This is a genomic window from Romboutsia faecis, assembly GCF_014323405.1.
GTDB classification, from domain to species: domain Bacteria; phylum Bacillota; class Clostridia; order Peptostreptococcales; family Peptostreptococcaceae; genus Romboutsia_E; species Romboutsia_E faecis.
Map to the genome: position 1 here is coordinate 429,681 of NZ_JACRWE010000002.1, position 16,744 is coordinate 446,424.

The following is a 16,744-nucleotide window of genomic DNA, read 5'->3' on the forward strand; positions in this document are numbered from 1 at the left end:
CGATATTATGGCATCATACAATAGAACAAGAAGAATAGCAGAAGAAATAAGAAAAGTAGTAAGTACTATGCTTATTAGTGGAATAAAGGATCCTAGAATAACATCTATGGTAAGTGTAACTGATGTAGAAGTTACTAATGACTTAAGTTATGCATATGTATATGTAAGTATCTTAGGAGGAGACGAAGAATCGACTTTATTAGGACTTAAGAGCGCAGTTAACTATGTAAGAAGAGAAGTAAGTAGAAATGTAAAACTTAGACATACTCCACAAATTATCTTTAAGGTTGATGATTCAATCAAAAAAGGTATGTATATGGATAATCTTATAAAGCAAGTTAGTTCAAAAAATAGTGAAGAAACTATGCATAAGGATGAGGAATATGATAAGTAATATTGATAATATTATAGAGTTTATAAAAAGAAGTAACGACTTTGTCGTTACTTCTCATATTAGCCCAGATGGTGACAATATTGGATCAACTCTTGGAATATACTATTCTTTGAAGAAATTAGGGAAAAATGTATATTATGTTTTAGATGATAATGCACCATTAAATCTTAGATTTTTAGTGGAAAATGTAACTAAGATGAGCTCATCAGATTTTAAAGCATTAAATATAGAGAATTATAATTTAATAGCATTAGACTGTGGAGATAAATCTAGAGTTTGTGTAACTAAAGAAATAAAAGAAGAAGCTGTAAAAATAATATGTATAGATCACCACGCAAGTAATGATTCTTATGGAGATTTAAATTATATTGATGTAGAAGCTTCATCTACTAGTGAGTTAGTATATAACTTACTAGTTAGATTAAATAAATTAGATAATACTAACATAATAGATGAAGATATAGCTACAGCGCTTTATACTGGACTTGTAACAGATACAGGTAATTTCTCTTACTCTAGTACACATCCAAGTAGTTTTGAAATGGCTAAGGAACTTATGATTTTAGGAGCTAAAAGAGATAAAATTATTCAAAGTGTTTTCCAAAGTAATTCTTATAACTACTATAAATTATTAGGAGAAGCATTAAATACATTAGATATAGTTCATGGAAAAGTAGCATGTATAAGCTTAACTATAGATATGTTACAAAGAAATAACATGAGTTTTAATGATGTTGATGGAATAACTACTTATACAAGGGATATTGAAAATGTTGAAGTAGGAATATTATTAAAGCAAAAGAAAGACAATGAAGTTAAGGTTAGTTTAAGATCTAAAAACTATGTAAATGTAAGTAAGATTGCTCAAACATTTAATGGTGGAGGTCATATAAGAGCTGCAGGTTGTACTATATATGATACAGTAGAAAATGCAAAAGTAAAAATCCTACAAGAAGTTCTAAAAGAAATTTAAGGTGATTTTAATGAACAAAATAATAAACATATTAAAACCTACAGGCATGACATCTCATGATGTAGTTAGTAGAGTTAGAAGAATTTTAAATATGAAAAAAGTTGGCCATACAGGTACCCTTGATCCAGATGCATCAGGGGTACTACCTATATGTATAGGAAAAGCGACAAAGGTAAGTGAATTAATACTTAACAAGGATAAATCCTATATATGTGAGCTTACACTAGGTATGACAACTGATACTTATGATTCTTCTGGAACTATAATAAAAAGGATAGATGATTTTAAAGTAAGCAAAGAAGATATAGAAAAAGCTTTTGGTACACAAAAAGGAGAAATTGAACAACTACCTCCTGTATATTCAGCATTAAAAGTTAATGGTAAAAAAATGTGCGACTTAGCTAGAAGTGGTAAAGCTGATGAAATAGTTATCAAGGCAAGGAAAGTAAATATAAAAGAATTAAATATTCTTAGTATAAATGATAATAAAATAATGTTTTATGTAAAATGTTCTAAAGGAACTTATGTAAGAAGTATCTGCCATGATATAGGTGAATACTTAGGTTGTGGAGGTCATATGTCCTTTTTACTTAGAACTTCTTCAGGTAGATTTAATTTAGAAAATGCAATAACTTTAGAAGAATTAGAAGAGTTTTATAATAATGGCAAATTAGATGAACATTTATATGACATAGATTATGTCTTAAATAACTTTAGTGAAGTTATACTAAAACCAAGTGCTATAAAATATTACAGTAATGGTGGAATAATAGATAGTAAAAGATTCAGCACAAATAATATAAATGAAAATGATGAGTTTGTAAGAGTTTATAGTGAAGGTAAGTTTTTAGGTGTAGGAAGATTATTAAAAGATAATAAAACTATAAGCCTAAAAAGTGATAAAATATTTGTATAAACTATAATTCTAGTGGGGAAAATCATTATGGATATTATTAAATCTATATGGGATGTATATGATGTAGAAGAAAGTGTTGTCACTATAGGAAAATTTGATGGTCTTCATAAAGGCCATAGAGTCCTTATAAAAAAAGCAGTTGAAAGTAGTAAAAAAAGAAGGATTAAAAGTGTTGTTTTTACCTTTGAAAATCACCCTGCTAATTACTTTAAGAGCTATAGTGTAAAAAATATTATTGCAGATAATGATAAATTGAAAAAGCTAAACTGTCTAGGTATAGACATGGTAGTAAATGTGCCTTTTGATGAAGAAATGACAAAACTATCAGCAGATGATTTTGCCAGAACTATATTAAAAGAAAGGCTAGGAGCAAAGAAAGTAATCGTAGGCCATGATTTTACCTTTGCAAAAAATAAAGAAGGAAATGCAAAATTATTAAAAATTCTAGGTGCTAAGTATGATTTTAAAGTGGAAATTGTAAAACCTGTTAAAATAAATAATATAAGGGTAAGTAGTACTTATATAAGAAATTTAATAGCACAAGGATGTGTAAATAAAGTGAAAGAGTATTTAGGACGAAATTACCAACTAGAGGGAGAAGTTATAAAATGCAAACAGTTAGGAAGGACTATAGGTTTTCCGACTGCCAATATGGCAATTAATGAAGATATGCTTGTTCCTAAATGCGGTATATATGCAACTAAAGTATATTTAGGTAAAGAAACATATTTTGGTGCAACAAATGTAGGTTATAATCCAACTGTAGAAGGTAAAAGTTTATCTGTAGAAACTAATATACTAGATTTTAACGAGGAAATTTATGGAAGAATTATAAAGCTTGAATTTCTAGAGAGAATTAGAGATGAAAAGAAGTTTAATTCTTTAGATGAATTAAAATCTCAGTTAAAGACTGATACTAACTATATTTATAAAAAGTATGTTTGCAAAAAATAATTATATATGATAAAATAAGTAAGTAAATTAACCATTACTCGGCATTAGAACACTCCAATCTATGCTTAGTTATTGGCGATTTTAATAAAATATTACGGAGGTATAACAAATGAACAAAACAGATATAATCAAAGAGTTTGGAAGAAAAGAAGGAGATACTGGTTCTCCAGAAGTACAAATAGCTTTATTAACAGCTAGAATAAATGAGTTAAATGATCACTTAAAAACTCACAAAAAAGACCACCACTCTAGAAGAGGACTATTAAAGATGGTTGGTAGAAGAAGAAACTTATTAGCTTACTTAAAGCAAAGAGATCTTGAAGGATACAGAGCTTTAATAGCTAAATTAGGATTAAGAAAATAATTTTTTTTATTTTCAATATCTATATAAAACAGGAAGGCAAAAGCCTTCCTGTTTTTAATTACATAATAAATTTAATAAATAGTATTTATTTTGAATTAAAATAGAGTAGAATACTGTAATTTAAAACTGCTGTAACTTAGATTTTGTAATGTTTTAAATATATTTGATAATAATAGCATAAACTAATAAAAGTACATATAAGAATGCAAATTATGCAAAGAAATAGTATAATTAAGAAAGAAGTATAAAAGCAAATTATATTAATTGTGATTATATTTATTCTGAATAGTAAATAATTTAGAAGGTAGAACAATATTTTATAGATAATGTATACTTTAATTTTAGGAGGAGATATAAGTGAAAATAAAGTTAATTTGCGACAGTCTGTGTGACACACCAGAAGAATTAGTAGAAAAATATGATATAGATATAGTCCCTTTAAATATAATACTTGGGGATAAGGAATATAAAGAAGGTATTGATATAAGTAATGAAGAGTTTTATAAGAGAATGAAAGAAAAAACTGAAGTTCCGAAAACTTCACAAGCTACATATATACAATTTAAAGAAGTTTTTGATAAGTACAAAGATGAGTACTCTATAGTATGTATAAATGGATCTTCTAAATCTTCAGGAACTTATCAAAGTGCCGTAATGGCTAAGAATGATACTGACGGTGATATACATGTTTTTGATACTTTAACACTATCATTAGGTAGTGCTCAATTTGTAGTGAAAGCATGTGAATTAATTGAAAATGACAAGAATATAAAAGCAGAAGAATTAATTAAACATTTAGAAGAATTAAGAGAATCTGTCAGCTTGTTCTTTGTTCCTGATACTCTTGAATATTTACAAAGAAGTGGAAGGGCATCACTTACGACTGCAACTATAGGAAATTTATTAAAAATAAAGCCGATATTCACAGTAGAAGATGCAAATATATTCATACTTAATAAAGTAAGAGGTAAAAAACACGCAATACATGAACTCGTAAATTTAGTAATTAATAAATATGATACTTTAGAAGATAAAAATATTATAATAGGTTGTGGAGATAATGTTGATGACTTTGAGAAGTTAAAAGATGAAGTTAATACTAAAATAAAATGTAAGAAGTTATATTTTACTAGAGGTGGAGCTTGCATATGTTCTCATACTGGACCTGATATATTTGCCATCAGCTGTTCTTATTAGAAATGATTAATTTTGTCTAAAGTAGCAAATAATATACAAAATGATATACTTAAATTTTAAAGAGATATCGAAAAAATAGTTATAAAATACAATAAAAGTCATAAAATGAGTTTTATGTTGTTAAATTATAGTATTTTTGATAAGATATTAATTAGGATAGAAACGCGGTTTTAGTATAAGAGGAGGTACAAGCATTAATGTTTGAACATAAGATTTTCAAGATGGATTTAGCAGGGAGAGAACTTTCTGTTGAAATAGGGAAAATAGCAGAGCTTGCTGCTGGTAGTGCTATACTTAGATATGGAGAGACTATGGTTATGGTTAACGTATCAAAGTCTGCAAAACCAAGAGATGGTATAGACTTCTTCCCTTTAAGTGTAGATTACGAAGAAAAATTATATTCAGTTGGTAAAATACCAGGTGGATTTTTAAAGAGAGAAGGAAAGCCTTCTGAAAAGGCAATACTTACTTCTAGATTAATAGATAGACCAATAAGACCTTTATTCCCAAAAGGTTTTAGAAACGATGTACAAGTTGTTGCTACTGTTCTTTCAGTAGATCAAGATTGTACACCAGATATAGTTTCTATGATAGGTTCATCAGTAGCATTATCAATATCGGATATACCATTTAACGGTCCAACAGGTTCTGTTTTAGTAGGATTAGTTGATGGAGCTCTAGTAGCTAACCCAACTGCAGAACAAAGAGAAAAAAGTTCTCTTCACTTAGTTGTATCAGGGACAAAAGATGCTATAATGATGGTTGAAGCTGGCGGAGAAGAAATACCTGAAAGTTTAATGCTAGAAGCTATATTATTTGCACATGAAGAAATAAAGAAAATAGTAGCTTTCATAGAAGAAATAACAGATGAAGTTGGAAAAGAAAAAATGGAAGTTGAGTTACATAAAGTAGATGAAGAAGTAGAAGCTGCTGTTCGTAACTTTGCAACTGATAAAATGAAAGAAGCAGTAAGAACTGTTGAAAAACTTGAAAGACAAGAAAAAATGGATGCGGTAAGAGAAGAAACTCTTTCTCATTTTGCAGAATTATTAGAAGAGTATGGTTCTGATATAGAAGAAGTACTTCAAGCGATAATAAAAGAGTCAGTAAGAATGCTTATAACTCATGAAAAAGTAAGACCAGATAATAGAAAATTAGATGAAATAAGACCTATATGGTGTGATAATGGATTTATACCAAGGGCTCATGGTTCTGGGTTATTTACAAGAGGTCAAACTCAAGTAATGACTATAACTACACTAGGTGCATTAGGTGATGTTCAAATATTAGACGGTTTAGATGAAGAAGAAAATAAGAGATATATGCATCACTACAACTTCCCAGCTTACAGTGTTGGTGAAGCTAGACCATCGAGAGGTCCAGGTAGAAGAGAAATAGGGCATGGAGCGTTAGCTGAAAGAGCGTTAGTTCCAGTAATACCTTCAAAAGAAGAGTTCCCTTATGCAATAAGATTAGTTTCTGAAGTATTAAGCTCAAACGGATCAACTTCTCAAGGATCTGTATGTGGATCAACATTATCATTATTAGATGCTGGTGTTCCAATAAAAGATATGGTTGCTGGTATAGCTATGGGTCTTATAAAAGATGATGAAAAAATAGCAATACTTTCAGATATACAAGGTATGGAAGACCACTTAGGAGATATGGATTTCAAAGTAGCAGGTACAGAACACGGTATAACAGCTATACAAATGGATATAAAAATCAATGGTATAGATGAAAATATATTAAGAACTGCACTTGAGCAAGCTAGAGTAGGTAGACTTCATATATTAAATGAAATGAGAAAAACTATAGATGCTCCAAAGTCACAATTATCTAAGTATGCTCCTAAGATAATAACAATGAATATAAACCCAGATAAGATAAGAGACGTTATAGGACCAGGTGGTAAAGTTATAACTAAGATAATCGATGAAACTGGTGTTAAGATAGATATAGAACAAACAGGTGAAGTATTCATAGCTGGCATAGACCAAGAAATGATAGATTTAGCGCAAAAACTTATAAAAGATATAGTTGTAGAAGCTGAAGTAGGACAAACTTATAAAGGTAAAGTAACTAGAATAACTACTTTTGGTGCTTTTGTTGAAATACTTCCAGGAAAAGAAGGATTACTTCATATATCTCATATAGCTCACGAAAGAGTAGCTAAAGTTGAAGATGTTTTAAATATCGGAGATGAAGTAGAGGTAAAAGTAACTGAAATAGATGAAAAAGGAAGAGTAAACTTATCTAGAAAAGTTTTATTACCTAAGCCAGAAAAAATTGAAAAAAAAGATAACAAATAAATAATTAAAAAAAGAACATACTTTGAATAAGCTTATTCGAGGTATGTTCTTTTTTATTTTTATTAAAGAAAGTGGAATATGCATATTTTTTTATTAGATAGTATCATTTATGTTTGCATAAATAGGACAATAGATTAATAAGATTAATTAAGATATAATTTGTACATATTTTGGGAGGAATCTTATATGTTGATAATGGTAGCAAATAAGAAGAAACTAAAGAAAATAATCATAGGAGTTGTAATTGTATTACTAGCAATAGGTGGGATTATCTTTGGAGTGGTAAAAAATAATTCTACACCTACATTTAACAGTTTTGAAGAGGCAAGTTTACCCTATGAAAGAGGAACAAAGGCTAATAGTGGCTACGTTGCAATGACTTGCAACGTAGACCTAGGATGGGAAGATGAGTATATAGAGGGTATATTAAATGCACTAAAAAAGGAAGACGCAAAGATAACATTTAATGTCACAGGTAAATGGGCAGAGAATAATAAAGACTTCTTACTAAGAATAAAATCAGAAGGTCATGAAATTGGAAGTCATGGATACAAGCACTTAGATTATGCGAAGCTTACTTATGAACAGAATTTAGAAGAAATGAAAAAAGCAGAAAGTACAATAGAAGGAATTACTGGAGATGAAATTAGATTTTTTCAAGCGCCAGCAGGTTCTTTTGGAGAAGGAACTATGAAAGCAGCTAAGGAGTTAGGATATACGGCATTTAAATGGGATGTAGATACTATTGATTGGAAATATAGAGAACAACCAGATGTAATAATCAATAGAGTAAAAAATAAGGATGTTAAAGATGGAAGTATAATATTGATGCATCCTACCAAAGCGACCATGGAGTGTGTAGATGACATAATAGAGATTATAAGAAGTAAAGGTTTAAAGCCAGGAAAGTTAAGTGATATTTTTGAATAAGCTATATGTAAGAAGTTTTTAAGATTTTGAAAGTGGGAGTTTCTGAACTTTAAAAATAAAAGGGATTTGTTAAAGTTGAAAAGTAGTAATGCCTATATTCTAAGTAGTTACATATTAGTAAGGGTGATTTTTTTTTAGTTGAATAAATATATTTACTAAACTATAATGAAATACATATACTGATTAGAAATAAGAATAAATAATATTTTGGATTAAAAAATAATAGTAATTTATATAATACAAATGTTACAAATGGAGGAAGATATGTACAAAGTAAAAACACTAGAGAATGGGCTGACAATAATAGGGGAGGAAATACCATATGTAAAGTCTATATCTTTTGGAGTATGGATAAATGCAGGATCAAGAATAGAAGATGTTAAAGTTAGTGGAGTGTCTCATTTTATAGAACATATGATGTTTAAAGGAACTAATAAAAGAACTTCTAAGGAAATAGCTAGTGAAATAGATAATTTAGGTGGTCAGATTAATGCATTCACAAGTAAGGAGTGCACATGTTACTATGTGAAGTTATTAGATGAGCACATAGAAATTGGACTAGATATATTAAGTGATATGATCTTAAATTCTAAGTTTGATGAAGTAGATATAGACAAAGAAAGGTCTGTAATATTAGAAGAGTTAAAAATGTATGAAGATTCACCTGAAGACTTAGCATATGATATGCTATTAGAACATATTTACGCTGGGGATGGGCTAGGAATGAATATTTTAGGTACTAGAGAATCTTTAGAAAATATAGGCAAAAAAGAATTATTAGAGTACTTCAATACTTATTATGTACCAAATAATGCAGTTATATCTATATCTGGGAACTTTAACTTTGATGATATGGTAGAAAAAATAGAAGATAAATTTAAAAATTGGAATGAAAAAGATGTTGATATAGAACTGAATGAAGCACCTTTTAAATCTTGCATTATAGCAAAAAATAAAGATACAGAGCAGGTTAATTTAGTTATGAATTTAAAAGCAATAGGAATAGAAAATAATGATGAGGTTTACGCTCTAGCCGTTATAAATAATGTTTTTGGAGGTAGCATAAGTTCTAGGCTATTCCAAAAAATAAGAGAAGAAAAAGGACTAGTATATTCTATTTACTCAGCTCAAAGTTTATATAGAAAGTGTGGAGAACTTGGTATATTTGCAAGTATGAGTAAAGAAAATTTAAAAGAAGTTTGTGAAATAATAAAAAGTGAAATAAAAGATTTAAAGGAAAATTATTTAACTGAGAAAGAGATACACGAAAGTAAGGAGCAATTAAAAGGGAGTTATTTACTTGGTTTAGAAAGCACAGGAAGTAGAATGATGTCTATTGGAAAATCAATGCTTCTTGTCAACAAAGTTAAAACAACTGATGAAATACTACAATGTATAAACAATGTAAGCTTTAATAGTGTTAAAAAGGTAATAGACAAAGTATTTGATTTAAATAATCTTGGAGTTTGCATTGTTGGTAGGGAAGTAGAAAATATTAAATTATAGTTAATAAGTTTTAAGGGGGGATTAAATTGAACTTATCTGAAATAGCAGGTAAAGAAATAGTCAACCTAGTTTCAGGCGAAAGACTTGGAGTAGTAGGAGAATGTGATCTTATAATAGATGAAACAACAGGAAAAATATTGGCGTTATTAATTCCAAAGGAAAAAGGGTTTTTTGGATTAAAGAAAGAAAAATCTGTTCTAGAAGTACCTTGGAGAAGTGTAAAAAAAATTGGAAATGATATGATCATTATCGAATATGATGGAGTATACTAAGGTATTTTTAGGAGGTAATAATGGGGGTTTTAGTTCAAAAATTTGGAGGAACATCAGTAGCATCATATGAAAGAATGAAAGAAGTTGTAAGTATAATCCGTTCTTATAGAGATAAAGGTAATGATTTAGTAATAGTAGTATCTGCAATGGGAAGGCATGGAGATCCATATGCTACAGATACATTAATAGGTTTATGTAAAAATGTTAATGAGAAGGCACCTAAAAGGGAACTAGACATGATAATGTCCTGTGGTGAAATTATATCAGGAACTATATTGACAAGTATACTTGAAGATGAAGGTATACCTGCAGTTTTTTTAACAGGAATTCAAGCTGGTATAATTACGACTAATTCATATTCAAATGCAAAAATAAAAAAAATTAATCCTCACAAGATTGAAAGAGAAATATCATTGGATAAAGTTGTAGTAATAGCAGGATTTCAAGGTGGAACAGAAGATGGAGAAATAACTACTTTGGGAAGAGGTGGAAGTGATACTTCTGCTGTAGCAATAGGCAAAGCCTTAGGAAGTAAAACTGTTCAAATTTATACTGATGTAGATGGTATTATGACAGCAGATCCGAGAGTGGAACCAGATGCTAGAATAATAAAATTCATAGAATATGAAGAGGTTTTTCAAATGGCAGAACAGGGTTCAAAGGTAATACACCCAAGAGCAGTTGATCTTGCTAAGAAAGCTGATATAATTTTAGAAATAAAAAATACATTAAATCCTAATCACGAAGGCACTAAAATAGGTTCAATTAAGAACTTAGATTGTAGTGATGGTGATTATGAAGAGGAAGAGCGATTTATATCTGCAGTTGCACATAAGAATAATATTGCTCAGGTTAAAGTAAAATCTCCAGAGGAGCTATTTTCTAAAGTACTAAATGAAATGGAAGATAAAAATATAAATATGGAAATGATAAACTTCTTTGAAGAAGATAAAGGATTTGCAATAGATAAGTCTAACGTTGAAAATGTTGAAGAAATACTTAATAAGTATAATGTAGAGTATGAGATAAATAAAAAGTGTGCTAAGGTTACACTAATAGGAGCTAAAATTACAGAGACACCTGGAGTTATTGCGAAGATAATAAGGGGATTATCTAAGATTGGAATAACATTATTACAATCGTCAGATTCTTATACATCTGTATCTTGCTTAGTAAGAGAAGAAGATATGGTTGAGACAATTCATGTTATACACAATCAATTCTATAAAGATAAAAATTGAAATATAGTTATAAAAAAGATGTACTAAAATTAGTGCATCTTTTTTTTGTAAAATGACACAGAAATGACGGAAAAATGACACAGAAATGACATAATGTATTTATATAATAAAATAAAATGACTAAATATATTTTATAAAATTTATATATACACAGAGGAGGATATATGAAAAAAATTAAAAAAGGGATTATATTATTATTAAGTTTGTTAATGGTAATTGCCATGACAGCATGTGCATCTACTAGTAAAAAGGATACAAATAATGAAAATGAAGTAGAAACTAGTTCAGGAGATAACTCTCACTACCCTGTTACTATAACTACTTATAATTATTCTAAAGAGCCTGTAGAAATTACATTTAATAAAGCACCCAAGAAGGTAGTAGCAGTATATCAAAATTCCATAGAGACAATGTTAGCTTTAGGATTAGAGGATAAAATAGTAATGGCATCAGGCTTAGATCATGAAGTAAAAGATGAATATAAAGAAGCTTTTTCCAAGATAAATTATATAGAAGACTTTGATCCTTCAAAAGAAGATGTAATAATGGAACAACCAGATTTTATATTATCTTGGTATTCTCTATTTGATGAAAAAAAATTAGGAGACGTAGATTATTGGCATAAAAACAACATAAATACATATATGTCTTTAAATAGTGGAGTAAAAGAAGATAGAACTATAGAAAATGAAATAACAGATATATTAAATCTAGGTAAGATATTTAATGTAGAAGAAAAAGCAAAGTCTCTAGTAAATGAAATAACTAAAAAAGTTGATGAAGTACTATATTCAGTTAAAGAAGAAAAAAATCAAAGTACATTAATAATGGAGTATTTTGATGATAAGATATATACATATGGCTCAAAAACACTAGGTGGAGATATGGTATCTAAATTAGGTGCAGAACTTTTAAATCCAGATGGTGGAAATATAAGCGAAGAAGATTTAATAAAGTTAAATCCAGATTCTATATTTGTTGTATATATGGATAGAACAGATGAAAATATGTCTAAAGAGGCAATAAATAAAATTTTAAATAATAAATCACTTGCAAGCTTAAAAGCAGTAAAGAATAATAGAGTAAATTCAATAGCTCTTGGGGAGATGTACTCAAGTGGTATAAGAACTATTGATGGTATAACTACTTTTGCAAATGGAATATATCCAGAGCTGAATAAATAGGTTTTATTCATGGAAAATAAATTAAATATAAATAAAGTAAAATCTAATACATTTAAAGAGTATCCTATGTATGTAGGTGTTTCTTTTCTGCTATTAGTGATATTAATTTTATCTGTAGGTTTTGCAGTTAACTTAGGATCAGTGGATATAAGCTTAAAAGATGTATATCGTATAATTATTTATAAAATATTTGGAATTGGGGATAGTGAAGTGCTATCAAGTGGTGCTATTCATGATGTAATATGGCTTATACGACTTCCTAGAATTATATTAGCAATAGCTGTAGGAATAGGACTATCTGTAGTTGGAATAGTAATTCAAGCTATAGTTAAGAATCCACTTGCAGACCCGTATATACTAGGTATATCCTCTGGAGCATCACTAGGTGCAACTATTGCTGTTATGATGGGAATAGGTTCAGTTTTGGGAGGAAATGCAATTGGTATATCTGGATTTATAGGTGCATTTACAGTATCAATTCTTGTATTGATAATAGCTAATATTGGTGGAAGAGCAAATTCAGTAAAGTTGCTTTTAGGAGGAATGGCTTTAAGTTCTGTTTGTAGTGCTTTTTCAAGTTTTATAGTTTACTTTGCAAATGATGCTCAGGGAATGCAGACTATAACTTTTTGGTTGATGGGTAGTGTTGCAGGAGCTAAGTGGGAACAAATAATATTTATATTACCTATTATTTTAATTGGAACTATATTTTTTATGACTCAATATAGAACTTTAAATTTAATGTTGCTAGGTGATGAGGTATCAATTACATTAGGTACAGACCTTCATAAGTATAGACATGTATATATAATAATAACATCATTAATGATTGGTGTATTAGTGTATTCATCGGGTATGATTGGATTTGTAGGTCTAGTTATACCGCATATAGTTAGAATGATTTTTGGCACAGATCATAAAAAAATAATTCCAATTGCGGCTATATTAGGTGCAGTATTTTTGGTATGGGCAGATATACTATCTAGAATCTTAATAAAAGGAACTGAAATACCAATAGGTATATTGATATCGATGATAGGTGCTCCTTGCTTTATTTGGTTAATGATCAAAAAAACTTATGGCTTTGGAGGAAAAGACTAATGATGATAAAGACAGAGGGAGTAAAATTTAATATAGGAAAATTAGATATTTTAAAAGGTATAGATATAGATGTGAAAAATAGAGAATTTGTAGGTATAATAGGTCCAAATGGTAGTGGAAAATCTACATTTTTAAAATGTATTTATAGAACACTAAAGCCATCAAGTGGAATTATAAAGTTAGATGAAGTAAATTTATCTAAATTAAGTATAAAAGAAAGCTCAAAAAAAATGGCTGTAGTATCTCAGCATAATTATTGTGATTTTGACTTTAGTGTTGGTGATATAGTTTTAATGGGAAGGTCTCCACACAAAAAGATGATGGAAAGAGATTCTCAAAGAGATTATGAGATTATGAATGAAGCACTTGCTAATGTAAGTATGCTACATTATAAAGATAGAAATTTTAATACCTTATCAGGTGGAGAGCAGCAACGTGTTATTTTAGCTAGAGCATTAGCACAAGAAACAAATTGCCTGATTTTAGATGAACCTACAAATCACTTGGATATAAAGTATCAGTTACAACTAATGAATATAGTAAAGAAGCTAGATATTGAGGTAATTGCCGCGATACATGACTTAAATATAGCGGCTATGTATTGTGATAAGATATATGTTTTAAAAGAGGGCAAAATTGTAGCTTATGGAACTCCAAAAGAGGTATTTACAAAGGAATTAATAAAAGAAGTCTATGAGGTAGATGTTATAGTGAATGAAGATAAAGAAAATAATATGATTAATATATTTTATAAGTCGTGTATATAGCTAATAAAATGCTGTGATAGTAGATGTAAAAATCTAATATTACAGCATTTTTATTTAAGTAAAAATTAAAATCGTTTGCATAAAGGTTATTTTAAGGATGTTATTGACATATATATTTTTATTTAATAAGATTTTATCTTGAAATGATATTTATATAGGAGATGGATTAATGGAATCATCAAGAAAAGTGGATAAAAAGCTATCTATACTTGCTTTAACATGGCCAATATTTATAGAGCTTATGTTGCAACTATTAGTTAATAATATTGATCAACTTATGTTAAGTAGAGTATCAGATAATGCAGTTGCTGCAGTTGGAAATGTAAATCAAATAATGAATGTATTAGTAATAACATTTAGCGTAATAACAATGGCAACAACAATATTAGTATCTCAATATCTAGGTGCTAAAGATTATAGTAAAGTATCTGAGACTTACACAGTATCTATATTTACTAATCTAATTTTTGGCTTAGTTGCAGGTATTGTATTATTTGTTTTTGGAGGAAATATATTTAAGTTAATAAAACTTCCGTTAGATTTATTACAAGATGCAAATGCGTATATGAATATAGTTGGAGGTGGTTTGTTTTTACAAGCCCTGTTTTTAACTTATTCAGCTATATTTAGAAGTAATGGATTAATGAAGCAAACTATGTATATTTCAGTTTTAGTAAATATACTAAATATAATTGGAAATGCAATATTAATAAATGGATATTTAGGATTACCAAAGATGGGGGTACAAGGAGTTGCAATTTCAAGTGTTTTGAGTAGATTTATAGGGGTTATAATAATAGGGTATATGTTTGCTAAAGAAATAGATGAGAAAATTTCATTTAAATATATGATACCGTTCCCTAAAGATACTTTTAAGAAGTTAATGAGTATAGGTCTTCCATCAGGAGGAGAGAGTATATCTTATAATGCCTCTCAAATAGTAATATTAACTATAGTAAATATGCTAGGAACAACAGTTGTTACAGGACGAACATATATAGGTATAATAGTGATGATTTCTTATTTATATGCAAATGCAATATCTCAAGCTAACCAAATAATAGTAGGTCATTTAATAGGTGCTAGAGAAGAGAATGAAGCTTTTGCTGCTGTCATAGATACTTTAAAAAAATCAATGCTAGTAACTTTAATAGTATCTGGATCTATTTTTATATTTAGTGATTATATATTAGGTATATTTACTAAAAACCCAGAAATACTTAAGCTAGGTAAACAGATTTTATTTATAGATATTTTCTTAGAATTAGGAAGAACCGTAAATATGGTAACAATAAGAGGAATGCAGGCATCAGGTGATATTAAATTTCCTGTAATAGTAGGAATTATATCGATGTGGTCTGTATCAGCATTATTTGCGTATATATTTGCTATCACCTTAAAAATGGGTCTACATGGTGTTTGGTTGGCTATGACGTTGGATGAAATTCTAAGAGGAATGATATTCTACGTAAGATGGAAAAGAGGAAGTTGGAGATCTAAAGCTATAGTATAATTAAAAATCTCTCAAGTATTTGCAAGTGAATGTTTTACATAGATTTGGTAAAACTAAAATCAAGAATGCTTGAGAGGAGAGAAAACATGAAATTTAAAGATGATAATACTAATTACATAGACATTAGCATGGGAAATAAAGAAATAGAAAAAATAACTAAGAGAAGTAATAAACTTTTAGAGGAAGAACTAAAGGATGAAAATAACTCTTCTAGTGATACAAATGGCAATTCTGGAGGTGAGAGTAGTAACGATGAGATTGAAGATATAAAACAAATGGGTACGCCTCAAATGCCAGCTCCAGCTAAAAAAGATATACAATGTATCACTATAGTAGGAGAGATAGAAGGTCACTTTATAGGAAATCCACAAAAAAAATCAACTAAGTATGAGCATATTATACCAATGCTTTATGCAGTAGAAGAAAATCCTGACATAAAGGGCGTTCTTGTGATTTTAAATACTGTTGGAGGAGATGTAGAAGCAGGACTTGCAATGGCAGAACTTTTAAACAGTGTATCTAAAAAAATAGTTACTCTTGTGTTAGGAGGTAGTCACAGTATAGGTGTTCCTCTTGCTACAGCTGGAGATTATTCTTTTATAGCACCAACTGCGACTATGATAGTTCATCCTATAAGAACTAATGGATTAGTTATAGGTGTTAACGAAACTTTTGAATACTTTAAAAAGATGCAAGAGAGAATTGTTGAATTTATAACAAGAACCTCTAAAATAGAAAGAGATGAGTTAGTAAGATTAATGCATGAAAAAGATGAACTAGTTAGTGATGTTGGTAGCGTGCTTATAGGAAAAGAAGCTGTAGATTGCGGATTAATTGATGAAGTTGGTGGATTAAAAGATGCACTGGCTAAACTAAAAGAATTAATAGCTGAAGATGATAAAAATAGCAAAATGAATGGCAAGGATAAAGAAAATAAATAAGTTTGTTTAAATAATATAATATATGATATAATTAAATAATATAAGAAAAAGTGTTAGTGTCAAGGCATTAGCACTTTTTAAGATTAAAGGAAATTTACATTTCTAACTGTTTAACTTAAAATAATTTTACAATATACTAATCAAGTAGTGTAATAACTTATTTACTATTGGTGAGGACT

Annotated in this window: 16 protein-coding genes; all 16 read left to right on the forward strand. The window is 29.0% G+C overall.

The window, feature by feature from the left end:
• Nucleotides 1–7 precede the first annotated feature (7 nt).
• The 16 genes from rbfA to H8923_RS05440 all read left to right on the forward strand — a co-directional run bounded on the left by rbfA (nt 8) and on the right by H8923_RS05440 (nt 16,565).
• A complete protein-coding gene (gene rbfA, locus H8923_RS05365) occupies nt 8–394 on the forward strand; it encodes a 30S ribosome-binding factor RbfA (protein ID WP_153972170.1) in 387 nt (128 codons plus the stop codon).
• The gene (locus H8923_RS05370; protein WP_153972169.1) at nt 375–1,367 is read left to right on the forward strand and encodes a DHH family phosphoesterase; all 993 of its coding nucleotides are present in this window, start codon (nt 375–377) and stop codon (nt 1,365–1,367) included. The genes rbfA and H8923_RS05370 overlap by 20 nt, the downstream gene beginning before the upstream one ends.
• Nucleotides 1,368–1,377: 10 nt before the next feature.
• Nucleotides 1,378–2,283, forward strand: a complete 906-nt coding sequence (truB, locus tag H8923_RS05375) for a tRNA pseudouridine(55) synthase TruB (protein ID WP_153972168.1) — start codon at nt 1,378–1,380, stop codon at nt 2,281–2,283.
• A gap of 27 nt (nt 2,284–2,310) precedes the next feature.
• On the forward strand, nt 2,311–3,237 hold the full coding sequence (locus H8923_RS05380; RefSeq protein ID WP_153972167.1) for a bifunctional riboflavin kinase/FAD synthetase: 927 nt from the start codon (nt 2,311–2,313) through the stop codon (nt 3,235–3,237).
• 109 nt (nt 3,238–3,346) lie between these two features.
• The gene (rpsO, locus tag H8923_RS05385) at nt 3,347–3,601 is read left to right on the forward strand and encodes a 30S ribosomal protein S15 (protein WP_147540993.1); all 255 of its coding nucleotides are present in this window, start codon (nt 3,347–3,349) and stop codon (nt 3,599–3,601) included.
• Nucleotides 3,602–3,958: 357 nt separating this feature from the next.
• Complete coding sequence (locus H8923_RS05390) at nt 3,959–4,798, forward strand: DegV family protein (RefSeq protein ID WP_187127856.1); 840 nt, start codon at nt 3,959–3,961, stop codon at nt 4,796–4,798.
• A 197-nt stretch (nt 4,799–4,995) separates the two neighbouring features.
• Nucleotides 4,996–7,110 (forward strand): polyribonucleotide nucleotidyltransferase, encoded by a 2,115-nt coding sequence (locus H8923_RS05395; RefSeq protein WP_153972166.1) that lies wholly within the window; start codon nt 4,996–4,998, stop codon nt 7,108–7,110.
• Between the two features lie 186 nt (nt 7,111–7,296).
• On the forward strand, nt 7,297–8,040 hold the full coding sequence (locus H8923_RS05400) for a polysaccharide deacetylase family protein (RefSeq protein ID WP_153972165.1): 744 nt from the start codon (nt 7,297–7,299) through the stop codon (nt 8,038–8,040).
• Nucleotides 8,041–8,304: 264 nt separating this feature from the next.
• Nucleotides 8,305–9,546, forward strand: coding sequence for a M16 family metallopeptidase (locus H8923_RS05405; RefSeq protein ID WP_153972164.1), 1,242 nt, complete (start codon nt 8,305–8,307; stop codon nt 9,544–9,546).
• A 26-nt stretch (nt 9,547–9,572) separates the two neighbouring features.
• Nucleotides 9,573–9,818, forward strand: a complete 246-nt coding sequence (locus H8923_RS05410; protein ID WP_147540988.1) for a YlmC/YmxH family sporulation protein — start codon at nt 9,573–9,575, stop codon at nt 9,816–9,818.
• A gap of 20 nt (nt 9,819–9,838) precedes the next feature.
• Nucleotides 9,839–11,059 carry an aspartate kinase gene (gene dapG, locus H8923_RS05415; protein ID WP_153972163.1) on the forward strand — a complete coding sequence of 407 codons (1,221 nt, stop codon included), beginning with the start codon at nt 9,839–9,841 and terminating at the stop codon, nt 11,057–11,059.
• A gap of 164 nt (nt 11,060–11,223) precedes the next feature.
• Nucleotides 11,224–12,243, forward strand: a complete 1,020-nt coding sequence (locus H8923_RS05420; protein WP_153972162.1) for an ABC transporter substrate-binding protein — start codon at nt 11,224–11,226, stop codon at nt 12,241–12,243.
• Nucleotides 12,244–12,252: 9 nt separating this feature from the next.
• Complete coding sequence (locus tag H8923_RS05425) at nt 12,253–13,344, forward strand: FecCD family ABC transporter permease (protein WP_330596616.1); 1,092 nt, start codon at nt 12,253–12,255, stop codon at nt 13,342–13,344.
• Entirely contained in the window at nt 13,344–14,111 is a 768-nt protein-coding gene (locus H8923_RS05430) for an ABC transporter ATP-binding protein (protein WP_153972161.1), read from the forward strand. Before H8923_RS05425 ends, H8923_RS05430 begins: the two co-directional genes overlap by 1 nt.
• Nucleotides 14,112–14,280: 169 nt before the next feature.
• Entirely contained in the window at nt 14,281–15,624 is a 1,344-nt protein-coding gene (locus tag H8923_RS05435; RefSeq protein ID WP_153972160.1) for an MATE family efflux transporter, read from the forward strand.
• 86 nt (nt 15,625–15,710) lie between these two features.
• Nucleotides 15,711–16,565, forward strand: coding sequence for a ClpP family protease (locus H8923_RS05440; RefSeq protein WP_243139959.1), 855 nt, complete (start codon nt 15,711–15,713; stop codon nt 16,563–16,565).
• The last annotated feature ends 179 nt before the right edge of the window (nt 16,566–16,744 follow it).